The following is a 19074-nucleotide window of genomic DNA, read 5'->3' on the forward strand; positions in this document are numbered from 1 at the left end:
CACAGGCACTGGCCGCCTTCGTATTCTTCGACCGGCACAACTGCAAGTTGCCGATTGCCGCACCGAAATCACGAACAGGCCTCGGAATGCCGTGATTCCGGACACGGAACCGGACAAGAAATCAGACAGAATCCAGAACGACTTCGAACGCGACTTCGGCGGCGCCCAGCAGCTTCACGTCGGCGCCCAGCGCCGAGCTGACGATCCGCGTGCCGCCGACCGCCCGGCTCACCAGGCTGCGCCGGCGCACCTCCGAGCCGACGTGGCGCAGGACCGCCTCCGGCAGCACCGTCAGCAGGTCGCCGAGGATCACCAGCTGCGGCCCGAGCAGGTTGACGACGTTGATCAGCCCGAGGGTCAGCCACTCGGCGAACTCCGCGAGCCGCGTCAGCGCCGCTTCGGGGTCCCGGCCGAGCTCGCGCAGCTCGAACAGGATCGCGCCGCGCGGGGTGTCCTCGGCCAGCCCGAGCGCCCGGCACAGCGCGGCCTCGCCGACCTCGGTCTCCCAGCAGCCGCTGCTGCCGCAGTAGCAGGCCCGCCCGCCCGGCCGGATCACCATGTGCCCGATCTCGCCGACGTAGCCCGCGCCGCCCCGCAGGGCCGCGCCTTCGGCGATCACGCCGCCGCCGACGCCGACGTCCGCCGAGATGTAGACCATGTCGGACGACCCGCGGGCCGCGCCGCGCAGGTGTTCGGCGACCGCTCCGAGCTCGGCGTCGTTGCCGACCAGGATCGGGATCTGCAGGACCCCGCCCAGCCGTTCGCCGAGCGCGACGTCGGTCCAGCGCAGGTTCGGGGCTTCGTGCACGTAGCCGTCCGCGCGCCGGACGACGCCCGGCACCGACACCCCGACCGCCACCGGGGTCACGTCGAGGTCGCCGGCCAGCACGGCCGTCGACTCGATGACGTGGGTGATGACCTCTTCCGGCCGGTTCATCCGGCCCCGCAGGTTCCAGCTGTTGCGGCCCAGGATCTGGCCGCCCAGCCCCACGAGGGCGATCGCGACGTGCTCGACCTGCAGGTCGACCGCGAGCACGACCGCCGCGTGCGGCTGGGGCAGGACCAGGAGCGAGGGGCGGCCCGCCCCTCGTCCCGGCCTCGGCACCTTCTCCTCGACGACACCGGCTTCCGCCAGCCCGTCGACGAGGGTCTTGATCGTGCTCCGGTTGAGCCCCAGCTCCGCGGCCAGGGTCGCCCGGGTGCTCGGCCCGCCGACGTGCAGCAGGCGGAGCAGGGTCGTGCGGTTGTGCCGACGCACCTCGTCCGGTCGTGCGACGGGTGAGCTGGACACGGGCTTGATCATCCCATGCTGGTTCAGCGCGTCGACGCAGCCGCGCGGCGCCGCGACAGCGCGTCGACCGTGGCGGCGAGCAGGAGGACCAGGCCGGTGATGATGTTGACCACCGCGGCCGGCTGCTTGAGCAGGCCCAGGCCGTTGATGACCACCGCGATGACCAGGCCACCGACGACCGCGTCGGCCACCCGGCCCTTGCCGCCGAACAGCGACGTGCCGCCGATGACGGCCGCGCCGACCGAGTACAGCAGCGTGTTGAGGCCACCGGACTGCGGGCTGACCGAACCGACCTTCGACGCGGCGACGATGCCGCCGATGGCCGCGACCGCCGAGCCGATGATGAACACGCTCGCCCGGATCTTCGGCACGTCGATACCGGCGCGGCGGGCGGCTTCCTTGTTGCCGCCGACCGCGTAGACGTACCGGCCGTACTTGGTCCGGTTGAGCACGTAGGTCCCGGCCACCAGCAGCACCAGCATGATCGGGATGACGTACGGGACGCCCTCGATCGTGACGACGGCCTTGTTCGGCGAGCGGTTGATCGTCAGCAGCCAGGTGCCCAGCGCCGACAGCACGACGAGCGCGCCGACCTTGACCAGCACCAGCGCCGTCGGCTGCACGACCAGGCCGCGCTGGAGCCGCTTGAAGTGGCTGATCAGCGTGATCACGGCGAACCCGCCCGCGGCGACGAGGAAGAAGATCCAGCTGCCGAGGATGTTCAGGTTGCCGTTGGAGATCTTGTACAGGATGTCCGAGTTGGTGATGCCGATCGTGCCGCCTTCACCGATGAACTGCAGCAGGACGCCCTGCCACACGATGAACAGCGCCAGCGTCACGACGAAGGACGGCATGCCGATCTTCGAGACGAGGAAGCCGGTGATGCAGCCGATCGCGGTGCCGACGCAGATGGCCAGCAGGATCTCGAGCCAGGCGTTGGCCGGGACGCCGACCGCGACGAGCAGCAGGCCGACCAGTGACAGCGCGGCGCCGGCCCAGATCCGCTGGTAGGCCGACAGCAGCATGGCCACGGCGAGGACCGCGATGAACGTGATGAACACGCCGGAGCCCAAGGTGCCCAGCAGGTTTCCGGCGTGCACGTAGTGCAGGGCCATCACCGACGCGGCGGTGCCCGAAGCCACACCGGCGGCGAGGTCGATCTCGCCGAGCAGCAGCACGAAGACGATGCCCATCGCGATGATGATCACGCCCGCGCCCTGCGGGAACACGTTGGCGATGTTGGCCAGCGTGAAGAAGTTGTCCGACAGCGCGCTGAACAGGATCACCAGCACGAGCAGGCCGAACAGCGACGGCAGCGAGCCGAGTTCACCGGCCCGGATGCGGGCGAAGTAGTCACGAAGCGCTTCGCCTGTTGACATCGATGTCGTGTCGATGCCGAAGTCGGTGATCGCCGCGGTGGGGTTCTGGGTCTGCGCGAGCGCGTCGGCGGGGGTGCCGACTTCGTGCTTGGCAGGGGTTTCAGTCATTTCCGGTTCTTTCTTCCCGCTCACAGGACCACGGCTTCGGGCCGGGCCAGGCCGAGGTCGCCGGAGCGACCCGCGGTGATCAGTTCCACGACCTGGCCGTGGCTGACGTCCTTCGTGTGCACCTCGGCGACAAGGCGGCCGAGGTACAGCACCGAGATGCGGTCGGCGACCTCGAACACGTCGGCCATGTTGTGGCTGATCAGCACGACGCCGAGGCCCTGCTCGGCCAGCCGGCGGACCAGGTCCAGCACCTGCCGGGTCTGCGCGACGCCGAGGGCGGCGGTCGGCTCGTCCAGCACGACGACCTTGCTGTTCCACAGCACCGACTTGGCGATGGCCACGGTCTGGCGCTGACCACCGGACAGCGAGGAAACCGGCGTCCGGACCGACTTCACGGTGCGCACCGACAGGGAGGCCAGCGTCTCGCGAGCGGCCTTCTCCATGCTGGCTTCGTCCAGCTTCCAGCTGCTCCCGCGCTCACGGCCGAGGAACATGTTCTGGACGATGTCGAGGTTGTCGGCCAGCGCGAGGTCCTGGTAGACGATCTCGATGCCGAGGTCCGCCGCGTCGCGCGGGCCGCGGATGTGGGCGTCCTCGCCGTTGAACCGCACGGCCCCCGAGTCGTACGGGTGGATGCCGGCGATGCACTTGACGAGGGTCGACTTGCCGGCGCCGTTGTCGCCGACCAGGGCGGTCACTTCGCCCGCGCGCACGTCGAAGTCCACGTCGTGGAGGACGTGGACGGGGCCGAAGCTCTTGTTCAGGCCCTTGATCTCGAGGATGGGCTCACTCATGGATGGCATGTCTCCGAATTTCTTATGCCCTGTGCCGCCGCTCCGCCGATCGGCAAGCGAGGAGTGGGGACCGGGCCGGGGCGCGCCGTCGGGGTGCGCGTCCCGGCCCGGCTGTTCATGGGTACTACTGCCTACGGCTCAGGAGATGCCGAGCGAGCTGCACTTGGCGGCGAGGTCGCCACCGCAGATCTCGGTCGCCTTGACGTAGCCCTGGGTCACGACGGTCTTGATGTCCTTCTCCAGGATCAGGGTCGGCGTGAGCAGCACGGACTTGATGTCGCGGTTGTTCTTCGGGTCGTGGAGCTTGCCCGTCGCGATCGCGTCCGCACCGGCGGTGTCACCCTTGACCAGGGCGGCGGCCAGCTTGGCGGTGGCCTCGGCCTCTTCCTTGATCGGCTTGAAGATGGTCAGGTACTGGTCGCCGCGCATGATGGCCATGAGGCCGTCCGCGGTGGCGTCCTGGCCCGTGACCGGGACCTTGCCGTTGAGGCCGTTCTTCTTGAGGATCGTGATGACCGCGCCGGCCAGGCCGTCGTTCGCCGCGACGACGCCGTCGACCTTGCCGCCGTTGCCCTGCAGGATCTGCTCGAAGGTCGTGCCGCCGAGCTGGTTGTCCCAGTCGTTGATCGGCTGCTTCTGGACCAGCTTCAGCGTGTTGTTCGCGAACAGGGGCGCGAGGACGGAGTCCTGGCCCTTGGTGAACAGCGTCGCGTTGTTGTCGGTCGGGGCACCCTCGATCTGGATGACCTGCGCGCCCGGGGTCGCCTTCAGCTTGTCCGCGAGGCCCTGGCCCTGCAGCTGGCCGACCTTCTCGTTGTCGAACGAGACGTAGTAGTCGGCGGACCCGCCGAGGCTCGGCCGGTCGTAGTCGATGACCGGGATGCCGGCGCCCTTCGCCTTCGCCTCGACGGCGGCACCGACGGCCGGGTCGGACGGGGCGATGATCAGGGCCTTGACGCCGGAGCTGATGAAGCCGTCGGCCAGGGTGGTGAACTTCTGGGCGTCACCCTGGGCGTTCTGGATGTCGGCCTCGAAGCCCTGCGCCGTGAGAGCGGCCTGCAGCATCGGCTTGTCGAAGGCTTCCCAGCGCGCCGAGCTGGCGGTCTCCGGCAGGATGACTCCGACCTTGCCGGAGGCACCGCCGGCGGCGGCCGGGGCGGACGAGGAGGCGGAGCTGCTCCCCGTGCCCCCGCTGTCCGAACTGTTTGCACCGCAAGCGGAGAGCACCAGGCCGGTGCTCACCGTGGCGGCGAGGAGGGTAAGGGTTCTGCTGCGCATCCTCGTTCCTTCCGGATCCAAGCGTTGTGGTGAACGGCCCTCGAGGAACTCCACCGGACTCCGGCGGACTCCCTGACTCGGGCCTTGCGAGGCGGTGATCCGGAGAGTCCCGGCGCACCGTCGCGCATATGTTGTGGGCGACAACATATGCCGCTGAGCGGCTGCGGGGAAGATAGCTGGATCGATTAAATGACACCAATTGGACACGGTTCGGCAACACAGGCTGACCGTCGCCCGGAAAGAGTAGATCCGCTGACGATGTGATCGCCAGTACTCACCGTGTGTTACATCCAGGTTTCTTGACGGCGTGAAGTAGACCGGCCGCCGGATCCTCCGGCCACCGAGCGTGGGCGGCCGCGAAGTGGTGGTGATCCCACCGACCACGCCCGCGCCTGGTCGCCGACTTGCGAAACCTTTCGGGCGGACTGCCCGAACCGCCCTTCCGGCCGGGGACGGACGGGCAGGGCGCCGGTGACAGGCTTGTACACAGCGTCACAGGGGTGACCGGGGCGAAACCGGGAACGGACGGTGACGGCGAACTTCAGCCTCTCGGGCGACATCGGCGGGGTTCGAGAGGCGCACCACGGGGTGAACGCGGCGATCGGGGTCCGACGCGGCCGGGACCGGTCGGCTGACCTGCGAAGGGGTCGGGAACGGCCCTGACGGAGCTGCCGGGCCGGCGGCCAGGACAGCGGCTGACGGGTGGGGGCGGGCGCGGCGGCTCTCGACGCGACCGGTCGGGCCGGATGCGCCTCGGTCCGCCAGCGCGGCCGCGGCACGTTCACCAGCCCGCACAAGGTCACCCAGGAGCTCGCCGGCAGCGCCGCGGGCCTGGGGGTGCCCCCGGCGGACGGCAAAGCCGGCGACCGGGCCGGTCACGCGGAAGCCACCCCGGCCGGGGTCGTGAGTGTGCGGTCGGGTTGGAACCGCACGCTCACGACCCGCCGCGGCACCGGGTCGCGCCGGAGGTCACCAGGATCGGAGCGTCACGATCCGCTCTTCCAGCTGCTCCATCGTCGCCATCGCGGTCGGCGGGCCGCCGCAGACCCGGCGCAGCTCGTTGTGGATCGCGCCGTGCGGCTTCTTCGTGCGGTGGTGGTACATGCCGACCAGCGCGTTCAGCTCCTTGCGCAACGCCCCGAGGCGCTCGCTCACCGACTGGGACCGGGCGGGCGGCGGGGCCGCCTCCTCGGCCTTGGGCTTGCGGCGCTTCTCGTCCGAGATCTGCTCTTCCTGCCGCTTGCGCAGCAGCGCGCGGACCTGGTCCGGCTCCAGCAGGCCCGGCAGGCCGAGGTACTCCTGCTCCTCGTCGGAGCCTGAGAAGACCGCCGTGCCGAAGGAGTTGCCGTCGTAGATGACCTGGTCCAGCTCGGCCGAGGCGCCCAGCGAGGTGAACGCCTTCTCCTCCTCGCCCGGCTCGTCCTCGGTGCGGTTGGCCTGGGCGAGGAGCTCGTCCTCCCAGCCCTCCTGCTCGCGGTGGGGCTTGCCCAGCACGTGGTCGCGCTGCGCCTCCAGCTCGCTCGCCAGCTCCAGCAGCACCGGCACCGACGGCAGGAAGACGCTCGCCGTCTCCCCTTTCTTCCGCGCTCGCACGTAGCGGCCGATCGCCTGGGCGAAGAACAGCGGGGTCGACGCGCTCGTGGCGTACACCCCGACGGCCAGCCGCGGGACGTCGACGCCTTCGGAGACCATCCGGACGGCCACGATCCAGCGCTCGTTGGTCTCGGAGAACTCCTTGATCCGGCCCGAGGCCTTCGGATCGTCCGACAGCACCAGCGTCGGCATCTCCCCCGAGAGCCGCTCCAGGATCTTCGCGTACGCGCGCGCCGACTCCTGGTCGGTGGCGATGACCAGGCCGCCCGCGTCCGGCACGCTCTGGCGGACCTGCGACAACCGGGTGTCGGCCGCGTGCAGCACCGCCGGGATCCACTCGCCCGCCGGGTCGAGGGCCGTGCGCCACGCACGGGCGTTCTGCTCGGCCGTCAGCGGCTCGCCGAGCCGCGCCGTGAACTCCTCCCCGGCGCTGGTGCGCCAGGAGGCCTCACCCGAGTAGGCGAGGAAGACGACCGGCCGGACCACGCCGTCGGCCAGCGCGTCGGCGTAGCCGTACGAGTGGTCGGACTTGCTGCGCTGGAAGCCGCCGGCGTCCGGCTCGTAGGTGACGAACGGGATGGCCGAGTCGTCGGACCGGAAGGGCGTCCCGGTCAGGCACAGGCGCCGCACGGCCGGGGTGAAGGCCTCACGGATGGCGTCACCCCAGGACTTCGCGTCACCGCCGTGGTGGATCTCGTCGAGGATGACCAGCGTCTTGCGGTTTTCGGTGCGCACCCGGTGCAGCGTCGGGTGGGCCGCGACCTGCGCGTACGTCAGCGCGACGCCGTTGTAGTCCGACGACGTGACGCCGGTGGTGTTGCGGAAGTTCGAGTCGATCTGGATCCCGGCCGCGGCCGCCGCCGAGGCCCACTGGTGCTTCAGGTGCTCGGTCGGGGTGACGATGCTGACGGCCTCGATCGTGCGGTCCGACAGCAGTTCCGCCGCGATCCGCAGGCCGAACACGGTCTTGCCGGCGCCTGGTGTCGCCACCGCGAGGAAGTCCTTGGGGCCCGTCGTCAGGTACTTGGTCAGTGCCCGCCGCTGCCACGCCCGCAGCGGGCGCGCGGTCGAGTCCTTCTCCGCGGGAGGCGCTCCGAGCTGCGTCCCCGTCATGCCGGTCCCCCCTCGCTCAACTGCCGCTCAAGTGCTTTGACGTGCGAAAACCCTCACTGTGGTACCGACTTCGGCAGTAACGACCGGTCTGGCTGCAGCGGTGAGGGCACTCCGGCGAGTCTACCGGCCGGGTCCGACGGTTCCGGGCACCGGCACGGGTGATGTCACCCGACACGCCCGGGTGCAGGGGTGGTGACGAGCCAAATCTCCACGGATGGACCATGCTGGACACCGACATGGGTGAGGTTCAGCCGCCTGAAACGGCGAAGGTGGCCCGCAAGGGGCCGTGGCGCCTCGTCACGCGCACGCTCGGCAAGGCGTGGGAGGGCAACATCTTCTCGGAGGCCGCGGAGGCGGCCTTCTGGCAGACGCTCTCGCTGCCGCCGCTGCTCCTGGGCCTGCTCGGCAGCCTCGGCTTCGTCGGCGAGTGGTTCGGCCAGGACGTCGTCGCGCAGGTGCACGACCGGATCATCGGCTTCTGCCGGACGGTCTTCAGCGCCAACGCCGTCCAGGACATCATCGAACCGACGGTGAACAGCATCCTCACCGTCGGCAAGGGCGAGATCGTCTCGATCGGCTTCCTCATCTCGCTGTGGGCCGGCTCGTCGGCGATGTCGTCGTTCGTGGACGCGATCACCGTCGCGCACGACCAGTACGGCGTCCGCAACGACGTCTGGCAGCGGATCTTCGCCCTGCTGCTCTACCTGTGCGGCCTGGTGATCCTGGTGGTCGGGCTGCCGCTGCTGGCGATCGGCCCGGACCTGCTGCCGGAGTTCTTCCCCACGCAGTGGCGCCCGACCGTGACGTCGTGGGTGAGCGCGCTGTACTTCCCGGCGCTCGGCGCGATGATCACCCTCGCGCTGACGACGCTGTACAAGCTCGCGCTGCCGCGGAAGCTGCCGTGGCACCGCGGGCTGCCGGGCGCGGTGCTGGCCATGGTCGTGTTCCTGCTCTCCTCGGTCGGCCTGCGCGTCTACCTGAACTGGATCACCAAGACCGGCTACACCTACGGCGCGCTGGCCGCGCCGATCGCGTTCCTGCTGCTGATGTTCTTCATCGGGCTGGCCGTGGTCGGCGGCGCCTACTTCAACAGCGCGCTCCAGGAGCTGTGGCCGGCGAAGGCGACCCGGCGGCAGCGCCGCAAGTGGCGCCGGCTGGAGATGGAACGCGCTTCCGAGCGGCTGCGCACGGAAGAAGGGCGCAAGCTGTGGGAGCGTTCGACGATGCCGCTGCGGCGCCCGCGAGCCGAGGACGTGAACGGCACCACGAAGACCGGCGACGAAGACGGACCGTCCGATGAGGACGGATCGTCACCCAGCGCGCCGGAACCGGCACCCAGCGCAGCTCAGGGTGGAGCCTCATCCGAAGGGACCACCCGGAATCCACCCCCAGACTGAGTCGCTCCTCAGTTCGGACATGGGAGGCTCACCGGGTCACTGACGCCGGCGTCGGTCGCCGCGTCATTCCCGAGGGGGTTCCCAAGTCATGTCCGTGCTGGCCAGATTGAGCCTGCGCAACCGAAGCCTGATCGGCCTGCTCGCGCTCGTCGTCGTCGGCTTCGGTGCCTTCGCGCTGCCGCAGATCAAGCAGCAGTTGTTCCCGTCGCTGCAGTTCCCGCAGGCGCAGATCGTCACCGCGTACGCGGGCGCGTCCCCGGACGCGGTCGACAAGCAGGTCACCGAGCCCCTCGAAGGCGGCCTCCAGGGCCTGAAGGGCCTGGAGCAGCTCAACTCGACGTCGTCCGACGGGGTGTCGCGGATCGTCGCGCAGTTCGAGTTCGGGACCGACATCGACGCCTCCGTCTCGCAGATCCAGCAGGCGGTGAACCAGCTCCGGACGCGGCTGCCGCAGAACTCCGAGCCGACCGTGTCCGCGGGCAGCACCGACGACCTGCCGGTCGTCCTGGTCGCCGCCGGCACCGCCGGGGACCCGCAGCAGCTCGCGCCCGCGCTGACCGACCAGGTCGCGCCGGAGCTGCGCAAGATCGACGGCGTCCGCACCGTCACCGTCACCGGCGTGCAGCAGCCGCGGGTCACGATCACCCTCGACTACGCGAAGCTGGCCGCCGCGGGCGTCGATCCGGCGTCGATCGCCACGACGCTGCAGACGGCGGGCGCGGCCGTGCCGGCCGGAACGCTCACCGAAGGCGGCAAGACGCTGTCCGTCCAGGTCGGCGGCGCGCAGACCACTGTGGACACGATCCGCAACCTCTACCTCACGCCGAGCGCGGCTTCCGGAGCGGCCCGCGGACCGGCACGCGGCCCGGTGAAGCTCGGTGACGTCGCCGACGTCCGGACCGGGTTCGCGCCGCCCACGTCGATCACGCGCACCAACGGCAAACCGAGCCTCGGCCTGTCGATCACCATGGTGGACAACGGGAACGCGGTCGCGATCTCCGACGCCGTCCGCGACAAGCTGCCCGACCTGGCGAAGAAGACCGGCGCCGAGATGAGCGTCGTGTTCGACCAGGGCACCCCGGTGAAGGACGCGATCAGCGGCCTGACCACCGAAGGCCTGCTGGGCCTGGCGTTCGCCGTCATCGTGATCCTGCTGTTCCTGCTGTCGGTGCGCTCGACGCTGGTGACCGCGGTGTCGATCCCGCTGTCGGTCGTGGTCGCGCTGCTCGCGCTGTGGACCGGCGACCTGTCGCTCAACCTGCTCACCCTCGGCGCATTGACCATCGCGATCGGCCGAGTGGTCGACGACTCGATCGTCGTGCTGGAGAACATCAAACGCCATCTGGCGTACGGCGAGGAGAAGCAGCGGGCGGTGCTCGACGGCGTCCGCGAGGTGGCCGGCGCGGTGACGTCGTCCACGCTGACGACCGTCGCGGTGTTCCTGCCGATCGCCTTCGTCGGCGGGTTCGTCGGGGAGCTGTTCTCGCCGTTCGCGATCACCGTGACGGTGGCGCTGCTGGCGTCGCTGCTCGTGTCGCTGACCGTGGTCCCGGTGCTCGCGTACTGGTTCCTCAAGCAGCCCGCGATCCCGGCGGACGCCATCGAGGCCGAGCGAGCGCGCGAAGCCGCCGTCGAGAAGGAGCGCCGCGGCCTGCTGCAGCGCGCCTACCTGCCGGTGATCCATTTCGCCACCAAGCGGCGGCTCACCGTCGTGCTGCTGGCGCTGCTGATCTTCGCCGGCACGGTCGGCCTCGCGACGCGGCTGAACACCAACTTCCTCGACCAGTCCGGTGGCACCACGCTGAACATGACGCAGAAGCTGCCCGCGGGCACCAGCGTCGAGGCCAAGGAGAAGGCCGCCACGGCGGTCGAGCAGGCTCTGGCGGCCGAGAAGGCCGTGCAGACCTACCAGGTCAGCGTCGGCGGGGGTGGCGGGTTCGGCGGCTTCGGGGGCGGCGGCACGGCGACCAGCATCTCGGTCACCGTCGCGAAGGACACCGACCTCGACGCGCTGTCGAGCCGGCTGCGCGACAAGCTGACGTCGCGGCCCGAGCTGGGTGAGATCAAGATCGGTGCCGACGCCTCCGGGTTCAACTCCGACCAGGTCTCGGTCACCGTGACCGCGCCGTCGGAAGCCGCCCTGAAGCCCGCGTCCGACCAGGTGCAGCAGGCGCTGCAAGGGGTGTCCGGGCTGACCGAGGTGACCAGCGACCTGTCCGTCGGCTCGCCGCGGGTGCAGGTCGAGGTGGACGACGCCGCGGCGGCCGCGCGCGGGCTGTCGGCGAGCAGCATCGGCCAGGTCGCCAACCAGGCGATCGCCGGGCGCACGGTGACGCAGCTCCCGGTCGACGGGCAGCGCACCGATGTCGTGCTCCGCGCCGGCACCGCGCCGGTGAGCGTGGACCAGGTGAAGAGCCTGCCGATCCCCGGCCCGGCCGGCGTCGTCCGGCTGGACGAGGTCGCGAAGGTGTCCACTGTGGACGGCCCGGCGTCGGTGCACCGCACCGGCGGCGACCTCAGCACCACCGTCACGGCGAAGAACACCGGTGACAACCTGAGCAAGACGACCGCGGACATCCAGTCCAAGCTGGACGGCATCACGTTCGCCGGCGGCGCGTCGTACTCGCTCGGCGGCGTGAGCCAGGACCAGCAGGAGGCGTTCTCGAACCTCTTCCTGGCGCTGCTCGCGGCCATCGCGATCGTGTTCCTGATCATGGTGGCGACGTTCCGCAGCCTGATCCAGCCGCTGATCCTGCTGGTGTCGATCCCGTTCGCGGCGACCGGCGCGATCGGGCTGCTGCTGGCCACCGGCACCGCGCTGGGCCTGCCGTCGCTGATCGGCATGCTGATGCTGGTCGGCATCGTCGTGACCAACGCGATCGTGCTGATCGACCTGATCAACCAGTACCGCGCCGAGGGGATGAGCGTCGCCGACGCCGTCACCGAAGGCGGCCGGCGCCGGCTGCGGCCGATCCTGATGACCGCGGCGGCGACGATCTTCGCGCTGATCCCGATGGCGCTGGGCATCACCGGCCAGGGCGGCTTCATCGGCCAGCCCCTGGCGATCGTGGTGATCGGCGGCCTGGTCAGCTCGACCCTGCTGACGCTGGTGCTGGTCCCGACCCTCTACACGATGGTCGAGACCCGCAAGGAGCGCCGGAAGGCCCGCCGCGAAGCGAAGCGGCACCCGGCCGAGGCGCCGAAGTCGGAGTCCCTGGACCCCGCCCCCACCGCCTGACCGGACGACACGCGTACCTGCGCGGACGACACGCGTACGCAGATGGACGACACGCCGTACCCGGCTCGCGGGTACGGCGTGTCGTCCATTCAGGTACGCGAGTTCGCCATCCAGGTACGTGAGTTCGCCGTTCAGGTACGTGATCAGAGCGCCGGCTCGCGGCTACTGCTTGAAGCGGTAGGTCATGCTGTCGAAGACGATGCAGATGCTCGGCGACATCACGATCACGCGCAGGGTGTTGTCCCGCTCGTCGAAGTCGATGCCTTCGACCTCGAAGCTCCCGCTGCAACCGCTGCGCAGCGGCAGCTGGCCGAGCGAGGTGACGTGCCCGGCGACGTCCGAGCCGGAAAGCGGGCCGGCGAGGTCGACCTGCAGCAGCGGCTTGGTCGTGCCGAAGAGGCTGCCGTCCGGGTCGTCGGACGAGCACAGCAGCCGGGTCGCGGTCTGGAAGTCGCAGCCCTGGACGTCGCGGACCGGGTGGTCGAGCCGGATCGTCCCCGCCATCGGCAGGTTCTGCGCGGGGTCGGTGAAGACGGCGCCGGGCATCGGGTGCACCAGGAGCCGGTCCATGGTGCCGTACTCGCCTTCGACCAGCCAGCGCGCGTCGGGCGAGACCGCGGCGAACGAGTTGTTGTTCGCCTCCCAGGACTCGAGGCTGTGCTTGTAGTTGGCCCACGAGCCGTTCGGCGCCTGGACGCGGTAGAGCTTCCCGCCCCGGTCGTCCCGCTGGTAGGGCTCGACGTACCAGCCCTGTGCGGAGCCGGGGTCGCCGACGTGGTTCCAGCCCTGCGCGTTCAGGTCGGCCGGGATGGTGCTGAGCCCGGTGTAGCGGATGGTGGTGCCCGAAGGCCGCACGATCGTCGCGAGCCCCTGGCTCTCGTCGAGGGCGCGGGCCTGGTCCTTGCCGACCTCGGTCCAGCCCGTGACGGCCTGCGCCAGCGCGGGCGCGAACACGGTGAGCAAGGCGGCTACGGCGACGACGATCCCGGTTCTGCGCATGACGCCCTCCGGTGGGAGTGGAAAACCTGGCGAACCGGATCTACCAGCACTCCCGGGCGTCGCGCACCCGCCTAATGAAGGGTTTTCACGTTTGTCCCGGAGTTCTGTCCTCTTTCGGACAAGTACGCGGACGCGGCTGAACCCCGGCGGACGACGTCAGCCGGGGTCCGGGGCCGGGGGTCACTCCCCCGGGCGCAGCCCGTCGAAGATCTCCTTGCACGCCGGGCAGACCGGCGAACCGGGCTTCGGCGATTTCGTCACTGGGAAGACCTCACCGCACAGCGCCACCACGTGATTTCCCATGACCGCGCTCTCGGCGATCTTGTTCTTCTTCACGTAGTGGAACATCTTCGGTGTGTCGTCGTCGGTGGTTTCCGTGCCCTCGGGCGTGGTTTCCGGCTTCGTCAGCGTCTCGGTGCTCACCCGGCCATTGTGCCCCAGTCCCGCCGAAGCTCGTACGAAAGCCCCCCGACCTGGCAGGATCGGCCGCATGTTCCAGAAGGTGCTCGCGACGTTCGGCTCGGGCGGCGCGAAGATCGACGCCCGCCTGCTCGACCGCACGGCCGCCCCCGGCCGCCCGTTGCACGGCGAGGTCCTGCTGCTCGGCGGCGAGGTCGACCAGGAGATCAACGCGCTGGGCGTGACGCTGCTGGCCCGCGTCCGGGTCCCCGGCGAGGACAAGACCGAAGACCTCCCGTTCGGCGCGCAGCAGCTCGTCGGCCGCGAGACCATCCGCGCCGGCCAGCAGGTGCGGGTGCCGTTCGAGATCCCGCTGCCCTGGGAGACGCCGGTCACGAGCGTCTTCGGCAAGCCCCTGGTGGGGACGGCGGTCGGCGTGCGGGCCGAGCTGGACTTGGCCGCGGCGGTGTCCGACCCGTTCGACGCCGACGCCGTCGCGATCGAGCCGCTCCCGGCGCAGAAGCGGGTCCTCGACGCGCTGGGCCGGATCGGCTTCGGCTACCACGAAGCGATCCTGGAACAAGGCCGCATCAACGGCGCGAACCAGCAGCTCGCCTTCTTCCAGGAGATCCGCTTCGCGCCTTCGCCGCGCTTCGCGAGCGTCTTTTCGCAGGTCGCCGTCACGTTCCTGACGTCATCGGAGCGCACCGACGTCGTCCTGGAGGTCACCAAGCGCGTCCGGGTGAGCAAGACCGGCGGCTTCGGCGGCCGCGGCCAGGAGTTCCTGGGCCTGTTCACGATGAAGCCGGACGTCAACTGGGAGAAGCAGCTCGAAGACTGGTTCGACCAGGTGGCGCGCCCGCGCGGGATCTTCGACTAGCCATGGGGACGGACCGTCCGCACATGCCCGGTTACGGCATCGCGGCCGCCGGCGAAGGCCTGCTGCCGTGGTCGTGGGCCGACGAGCGGTTGCGCGCGTCGCACGACTTCTGGCTCGCCACGGTGACCCCGGCGGGCCGCCCGCATCTGATGCCGGTGTGGGCGGTGTGGACCGGTGAGGTGCTGTGGTTCTCGTCGTCGCTGCGGTCGGCGAAGGCCCGCAACGTCGCCGCCGGCTCGGCGGTGTCGATCGCGACGGACGATCCGTACGAACCGGTCGTCGCCGAGGGGACCGCCGAGGTCGTCACCGATCCGGCGGCGCTGCGGGGGTTCCTGGACGCGATGAACGCCAAGTACGCGACGTCGTACGGGGAGGACTTCCTCGACCCGGCCGCCAACGCCTCGATGCGGCTGCGGCCGGAGAAGGTGATCGGGTTGCGGGAGAAGGACTTCACGAACACCCCGACCCGCTGGACGTTCCCGTGAAGTGGGCCGAAGCGGTCGCCGCGCTGGGTGGCACGCCCGACGCCTGGCCGCGGCTCGAAGCCCGCTACGGCGAGCCGCATCGCCGCTACCACACGCTCACCCACGCGGCCGCCGTCGCGCGTGACTCCGCTTGGCTGGCCGGCGGTCTCGGCGAAACCGATCGAGCCGTCGTCGCCGTCGCGGCCTGGACGCACGACGTCGTCTACGACGCGAAGCCCGGCGAAGACGAACGCGCCAGTGCCGCGTGGGCCAGGGAAGCACTGGAAGGCGTCCGGGAAGAGCACATCGAGCGCGTCGAAGGCCTGATCCTGGCCACGATCAAGCACGACGCTCCGCCCGGCGACCACCTCGCCACCGCGCTGCTCGACGCCGACCTCGCGATCCTCGGCGCACCCGAAGCGCAGTACGCGGCGTACGCCGACGCCGTGCGCCAGGAGTACGCGAAGTACCCCGACGACGTCTGGCGCGAAGGACGCATCGCCGTCCTCGAGGGCATGCTGTCGCGGACGCTCTACCGCAGCGAAGCCGCGCGGGCACGCTGGGCGAGCACTGCCACGGCGAACCTGACGGCCGAGCTGACCCGCTGGCGCCGCGGGCAACCCGATCACCGATGATGGTTCCTCGTGACCACCCCACTCAACCTGCACGAAGAGGTCGCTTCGGCGCTGCGTGACGGGCACCCCGTCGTCGCGCTGGAGAGCACCATCCTGTCCCACGGCCTGCCGCCGGGCCGCAACCTCGACGTCGCCCGGCGCCTCGAGCGCGTGGTGCGTGACGGCGGCGCCGTCCCGGCCACCATCGCGGTGCTCGACGGCCGCGTCGTCGTCGGCCTCTCCCCCGCCGAGCTCGAGCGCGTCTGCGCGCCGGACGCCGGTCTGGACAAGCTGTCGCTGCGCGACCTGGGTCCGGCCGTCGGCCTGGGCCGCTCGGGCGCGACGACCGTGGCGAGCACGTCGGCGCTGGCCGCCGCGGCCGGCATCGGGATGTTCGCCACCGGCGGCCTCGGCGGCGTGCACGTCGGCGCCGCGCAGTCCTGGGACGTCTCGGCGGACCTCGGCGTGCTCGCGAAGGTGCCGACCGTCGTCGTCTGCTCCGGCGTGAAGTCGGTGCTCGACATCCCGGCGACGCTGGAGGTGCTGGAGACGAACTCGGTGCCGGTGCTGGGTTATCGCACCGACGACTTCCCGGCGTTCTACCTGCGGTCGTCCGGACACGCCGTGGGCTGGCGGGTGGACGACGCACAGCAGGCCGCCGCCGTGGTCGCCGCGCACCGCGCGTACGCGGATTCCGGTGTCCTGCTGGCGAACCCGATCCCCGAAGCGTCCGAAATGGACAAAGAGCTGCACGACCGGCTGCTCGCCGAAGGCCTGGCGCTGGTCGCCGAGCGGGGCGTGCACGGCGCCGAGGTCACGCCGGTGCTGCTGGAGCACTTCCACACCGCGAGCGGCGGCGTGAGCATCGACGCGAACGAGGCGCTGGTGCTCAACAACGCGAAGCTGGCGACCGACGTCGCGGTGGCGCTCGCATGACCGGCATCGTGGTGGTCGGCGACGCGGCCCTGGACGTGATCGCGCGGCACGACAAGCCGTTGCCGCACGGCGGTGACGCCCGCGCGAAGATCCGCTTCACCGGCGGCGGTTCGGGCGCCAACACCGCGCTGTGGCTGCGTTCGCTCGGCGCGGACACGACGTTGCTCGCGCGGATCGGCGACGACCCGGGCGGCCGGCTGATCAAGGCCGAGCTGGAAGCCGCGGGCGTGCGGTGCGCGTTCGCGGTCGACCCCGAGGCGCCGACGTGCTGCGTCGTGGTGATGGTCGACGCGACGGGGCAGCGGAGCATGCTCGCCGACCGCGGCGCGAACCAGCGGTTTGCGCCCGAAGACGTCACTCGAGAGTCGCTGGCCGGAGCGGGGCACCTGCACCTGTCCGGGTACGTGCTGCTCGACCCGCCGTCGCGGGCCGCGGGCCTCGCCGCGCTGGCGCTGGCCCGTGAGCTGGGCCTGACGACGTCGGTGGACCCGCAGGCGGCGGCGCACATCACCGACCCGGCGGCGTTCCTCGACGACGTCCGCGGCGTCGACCTGCTGATGCCGAACACCGAGGAACTGGTCGCGCTGACCGGTTCGGCGGACCCGGCCTCGGCGAAGGAGCTGCTCGCCGCGGTGGGCGCGGTGGTGGTCACGGCGGGCCTGAACGGCGCGAGCTGGGTCGACGGCGGCGGCGTCACGAGCGTGCCCGCGATCGAGGCAGACTGCGTCGACTCGACGGGCGCGGGCGACGCGTTCGACGCGGGCGTGCTCACCGGCTGGCTGGCCGGCGAGTCCACGGTGGACGTCCTGCGTCACGGGACGCGGCTGGGCGCGCTGGCCGTCGGGAAGGTCGGACCCCAACCGGCCTGAAGCCGCATCTTTCTCTAGGAAAGATGCGGCTTCGGCGGCCCCGAGCGCGGGTTTCGTCGGATGAATAGCGGCTTGGTCAGCCGTCGATGACGCGGTGGGTGGTGTGCTCGATCGCCGTCGGCTCGGCCTGGAAGCGGTTGACCTTCTCGGTCTTGCGCGGCGGGCTGTCGTTGGCGATCAGCACCGCGATCCACGGCAGCGGCACCGAGATCGCGAGGAAGCCGAGCGCCAGCCACCACGTGTGGTAGGTCAGCCCGGCGAGGATCAGGCACGGGATGCGGCACGCCATCATGATCACGTACTTGCGCTTGCGCGCTTTGAACTGTTCTTCGTACGACGGGGCCGCCCCGGTGATCAGCACCGGGTCCGAGTCGTTGGCGGGCATGGTCACTGCACCACCTCCGCTGTCCATCGTCGCACCCCGGCGGCTCATGCGACACCGGGGTGGGCCAAGCGGCTCAACGCCGCGGCGACGAGCGTTTCGATGCCCGTGCGCAGGGTCGGGTGCAGCACCGGGGCGAACCGCGGCGAGTGGTTGGACGGGATGTCGCGCTCGAACCGGCCCTCGGTCATCGCGGTGATCACCGTCGCCGGGTCGAACCCGCCGACCAGCCAGAACACCGACGGCGCGCCGGCGGCGCGGCCGAACTCGCTGAAGTCCTCACTGCCGGTGATCAGCGGGGCCGGCATGGTCACCTCGGGCCCGAAGTGGGCGAGGAAGACCTCGGCGAGCGCGTTGTTGGCCGCTTCGTCGTTCTCCGTGATCGGGTAGGACCCGTACCGCGTGATCTCGGGCGGTTCCGGCGCGCCGGCCGTAGCCGCTTCGCCGTTGACGATCCGCTCCACCGCGCTCAGCACGCGCTCGCGGACCGCCTGGTCGAACGACCGGACGTTGACCTCCAGCACGGCGTCGTCGGCGATCACGTTGCTCGCCGTGCCCACGTGCAGCGAACCGACGGTGACGACGGCCGAGTCGGTCGCGGCGATCTCGCGCGAGACGATCGTCTGCAGCTTGAGCACGACGGACGCGGCCAGCACGGCCGGGTCGACGGTGGTCTCCGGGCGCGAGCCGTGGCCGCCGCGGCCGTGCAGGGTGATCCGCAGCGTGTCGGTCGCGGCCATGATCACGCCGGGGCGGGTGAGCACCCAGCCCGCCGGGCCCGGCACCAGGTGCTGGCCGAACACGACGTCGGGTTTCCCGGCGATGTCGAACAGGCCGTCGCGGACCATCGCCGACGCGCCACCCGCGCTCTCCTCCCCCGGCTGGAACACCACCAGCAGCGTGCCGGACCAGGCGTCGCGGCCGCGCGCGAGCAGCGTCGCGGCCCCGGACAGCCACGTGGCGTGCATGTCGTGCCCGCAGGCGTGCATCACCGGGACGTCGGTGCCGTGCTCGTCGGTGCCGCGCGCGGTGCTCGCGTACGACAGCCCGGTCTTCTCCTCGACCGGCAGCGCGTCGATGTCGGCGCGCAGCTGCACCGTCGGGCCCTCGCCGTTGCGCAGCACGCCCAGCACCCCGGTGCCGGCGATGCCGGTGTGCACCTCGTAGCCGTCGCGCTCCAGCCGCCGGGCCAGCTCGGCCGCCGTCCGGGTCTCGGCGAAGGAGAGCTCGGGGTGGCGGTGGAGGTCGATGTAGAGCGCTTCGAGCTCGGGCAGCGCCGCGCCGAGCGGGGTGAGGACGTCTTCGAGGGTCACAGGAGCCATCGTGGCAGCATTACCCAC

16 protein-coding genes are annotated in these 19074 nt (G+C 70.7%); 7 read left to right on the forward strand and 9 right to left on the reverse strand.

What is annotated here, in order from left to right:
• Positions 1 to 121 precede the first annotated feature (121 nt).
• From OG494_RS22565 to OG494_RS22585, 5 genes are all read right to left on the reverse strand, one after another.
• Positions 122 to 1303 carry an ROK family transcriptional regulator gene (locus OG494_RS22565; RefSeq protein WP_328458777.1) on the reverse strand — a complete coding sequence of 394 codons (1182 nt, stop codon included), beginning with the start codon at positions 1301 to 1303 and terminating at the stop codon, positions 122 to 124.
• 11 nt (positions 1304 to 1314) lie between these two features.
• Positions 1315 to 2778 carry a sugar ABC transporter permease gene (locus tag OG494_RS22570; RefSeq protein ID WP_328458779.1) on the reverse strand — a complete coding sequence of 488 codons (1464 nt, stop codon included), beginning with the start codon at positions 2776 to 2778 and terminating at the stop codon, positions 1315 to 1317.
• Positions 2779 to 2798: 20 nt separating this feature from the next.
• The gene (locus OG494_RS22575; RefSeq protein ID WP_328458781.1) at positions 2799 to 3572 is read right to left on the reverse strand and encodes an ATP-binding cassette domain-containing protein; all 774 of its coding nucleotides are present in this window, start codon (positions 3570 to 3572) and stop codon (positions 2799 to 2801) included.
• Positions 3573 to 3710: 138 nt separating this feature from the next.
• Positions 3711 to 4850 carry a sugar ABC transporter substrate-binding protein gene (locus tag OG494_RS22580; RefSeq protein ID WP_328458784.1) on the reverse strand — a complete coding sequence of 380 codons (1140 nt, stop codon included), beginning with the start codon at positions 4848 to 4850 and terminating at the stop codon, positions 3711 to 3713.
• Positions 4851 to 5819: 969 nt separating this feature from the next.
• The gene (locus OG494_RS22585) at positions 5820 to 7556 is read right to left on the reverse strand and encodes a DEAD/DEAH box helicase (RefSeq protein ID WP_328458786.1); all 1737 of its coding nucleotides are present in this window, start codon (positions 7554 to 7556) and stop codon (positions 5820 to 5822) included.
• 236 nt (positions 7557 to 7792) lie between these two features.
• Between OG494_RS22585 and OG494_RS22590 the strand changes: the two genes are divergently transcribed.
• Together OG494_RS22590 and OG494_RS22595 are read left to right on the forward strand one after the other, a co-directional pair.
• Complete coding sequence (locus tag OG494_RS22590) at positions 7793 to 8953, forward strand: YihY/virulence factor BrkB family protein (protein ID WP_328459001.1); 1161 nt, start codon at positions 7793 to 7795, stop codon at positions 8951 to 8953.
• Positions 8954 to 9041: 88 nt separating this feature from the next.
• Positions 9042 to 12191 (forward strand): efflux RND transporter permease subunit, encoded by a 3150-nt coding sequence (locus OG494_RS22595; RefSeq protein ID WP_328458788.1) that lies wholly within the window; start codon positions 9042 to 9044, stop codon positions 12189 to 12191.
• A 162-nt stretch (positions 12192 to 12353) separates the two neighbouring features.
• Here the strand turns inward: OG494_RS22595 and OG494_RS22600 are convergent, their stop codons facing one another.
• Positions 12354 to 13190, reverse strand: coding sequence for a hypothetical protein (locus OG494_RS22600; protein ID WP_328458790.1), 837 nt, complete (start codon positions 13188 to 13190; stop codon positions 12354 to 12356).
• Between the two features lie 180 nt (positions 13191 to 13370).
• Positions 13371 to 13613: a DUF3039 domain-containing protein gene (locus tag OG494_RS22605; protein ID WP_328458792.1), complete on the reverse strand. Its 243-nt coding sequence runs from the start codon at positions 13611 to 13613 to the stop codon at positions 13371 to 13373.
• A gap of 67 nt (positions 13614 to 13680) precedes the next feature.
• On the opposite strand from OG494_RS22605, the gene OG494_RS22610 reads away from it, so the two are divergent.
• The 5 genes from OG494_RS22610 to OG494_RS22630 are packed head-to-tail and all read left to right on the forward strand — an operon-like array spanning position 13681 to position 17352.
• Positions 13681 to 14469, forward strand: coding sequence for a sporulation protein (locus OG494_RS22610; protein ID WP_328458794.1), 789 nt, complete (start codon positions 13681 to 13683; stop codon positions 14467 to 14469).
• Between the two features lie 23 nt (positions 14470 to 14492).
• Complete coding sequence (locus OG494_RS22615) at positions 14493 to 14954, forward strand: PPOX class F420-dependent oxidoreductase (protein WP_328458796.1); 462 nt, start codon at positions 14493 to 14495, stop codon at positions 14952 to 14954.
• Complete coding sequence (locus tag OG494_RS22620; RefSeq protein ID WP_328458797.1) at positions 14951 to 15568, forward strand: HD domain-containing protein; 618 nt, start codon at positions 14951 to 14953, stop codon at positions 15566 to 15568. Before OG494_RS22615 ends, OG494_RS22620 begins: the two co-directional genes overlap by 4 nt.
• Before the next feature lie 9 nt (positions 15569 to 15577).
• On the forward strand, positions 15578 to 16483 hold the full coding sequence (locus OG494_RS22625) for a pseudouridine-5'-phosphate glycosidase (RefSeq protein ID WP_328458798.1): 906 nt from the start codon (positions 15578 to 15580) through the stop codon (positions 16481 to 16483).
• A complete protein-coding gene (locus OG494_RS22630; protein WP_328458799.1) occupies positions 16480 to 17352 on the forward strand; it encodes a carbohydrate kinase family protein in 873 nt (290 codons plus the stop codon). Before OG494_RS22625 ends, OG494_RS22630 begins: the two co-directional genes overlap by 4 nt.
• Before the next feature lie 76 nt (positions 17353 to 17428).
• Here the strand turns inward: OG494_RS22630 and OG494_RS22635 are convergent, their stop codons facing one another.
• Together OG494_RS22635 and OG494_RS22640 are read right to left on the reverse strand one after the other, a co-directional pair.
• Positions 17429 to 17764: a DUF3099 domain-containing protein gene (locus OG494_RS22635; protein ID WP_328458800.1), complete on the reverse strand. Its 336-nt coding sequence runs from the start codon at positions 17762 to 17764 to the stop codon at positions 17429 to 17431.
• A gap of 17 nt (positions 17765 to 17781) precedes the next feature.
• Complete coding sequence (locus OG494_RS22640) at positions 17782 to 19047, reverse strand: amidohydrolase (RefSeq protein WP_328459002.1); 1266 nt, start codon at positions 19045 to 19047, stop codon at positions 17782 to 17784.
• Positions 19048 to 19074 lie beyond the last annotated feature (27 nt).

It is taken from the genome of Amycolatopsis sp. NBC_00438 (assembly GCF_036026695.1).
Lineage (GTDB): Bacteria > Actinomycetota > Actinomycetes > Mycobacteriales > Pseudonocardiaceae > Amycolatopsis.

Coding starts and splice junctions, on each gene's coding strand:
- OG494_RS22565 (WP_328458777.1), bottom strand. CDS start 1,303: ATGATCAAGCCCGTGTCCAGCTCACCCGTCGCACGACCGGACGAGGTG.
- OG494_RS22570 (WP_328458779.1), bottom strand. CDS start 2,778: ATGACTGAAACCCCTGCCAAGCACGAAGTCGGCACCCCCGCCGACGCG.
- OG494_RS22575 (WP_328458781.1), bottom strand. CDS start 3,572: ATGAGTGAGCCCATCCTCGAGATCAAGGGCCTGAACAAGAGCTTCGGC.
- OG494_RS22580 (WP_328458784.1), bottom strand. CDS start 4,850: ATGCGCAGCAGAACCCTTACCCTCCTCGCCGCCACGGTGAGCACCGGC.
- OG494_RS22585 (WP_328458786.1), bottom strand. CDS start 7,556: ATGACGGGGACGCAGCTCGGAGCGCCTCCCGCGGAGAAGGACTCGACC.
- OG494_RS22590 (WP_328459001.1), top strand. CDS start 7,793: ATGGGTGAGGTTCAGCCGCCTGAAACGGCGAAGGTGGCCCGCAAGGGG.
- OG494_RS22595 (WP_328458788.1), top strand. CDS start 9,042: ATGTCCGTGCTGGCCAGATTGAGCCTGCGCAACCGAAGCCTGATCGGC.
- OG494_RS22600 (WP_328458790.1), bottom strand. CDS start 13,190: ATGCGCAGAACCGGGATCGTCGTCGCCGTAGCCGCCTTGCTCACCGTG.
- OG494_RS22610 (WP_328458794.1), top strand. CDS start 13,681: ATGTTCCAGAAGGTGCTCGCGACGTTCGGCTCGGGCGGCGCGAAGATC.
- OG494_RS22615 (WP_328458796.1), top strand. CDS start 14,493: ATGCCCGGTTACGGCATCGCGGCCGCCGGCGAAGGCCTGCTGCCGTGG.
- OG494_RS22630 (WP_328458799.1), top strand. CDS start 16,480: ATGACCGGCATCGTGGTGGTCGGCGACGCGGCCCTGGACGTGATCGCG.
- OG494_RS22635 (WP_328458800.1), bottom strand. CDS start 17,764: ATGGACAGCGGAGGTGGTGCAGTGACCATGCCCGCCAACGACTCGGAC.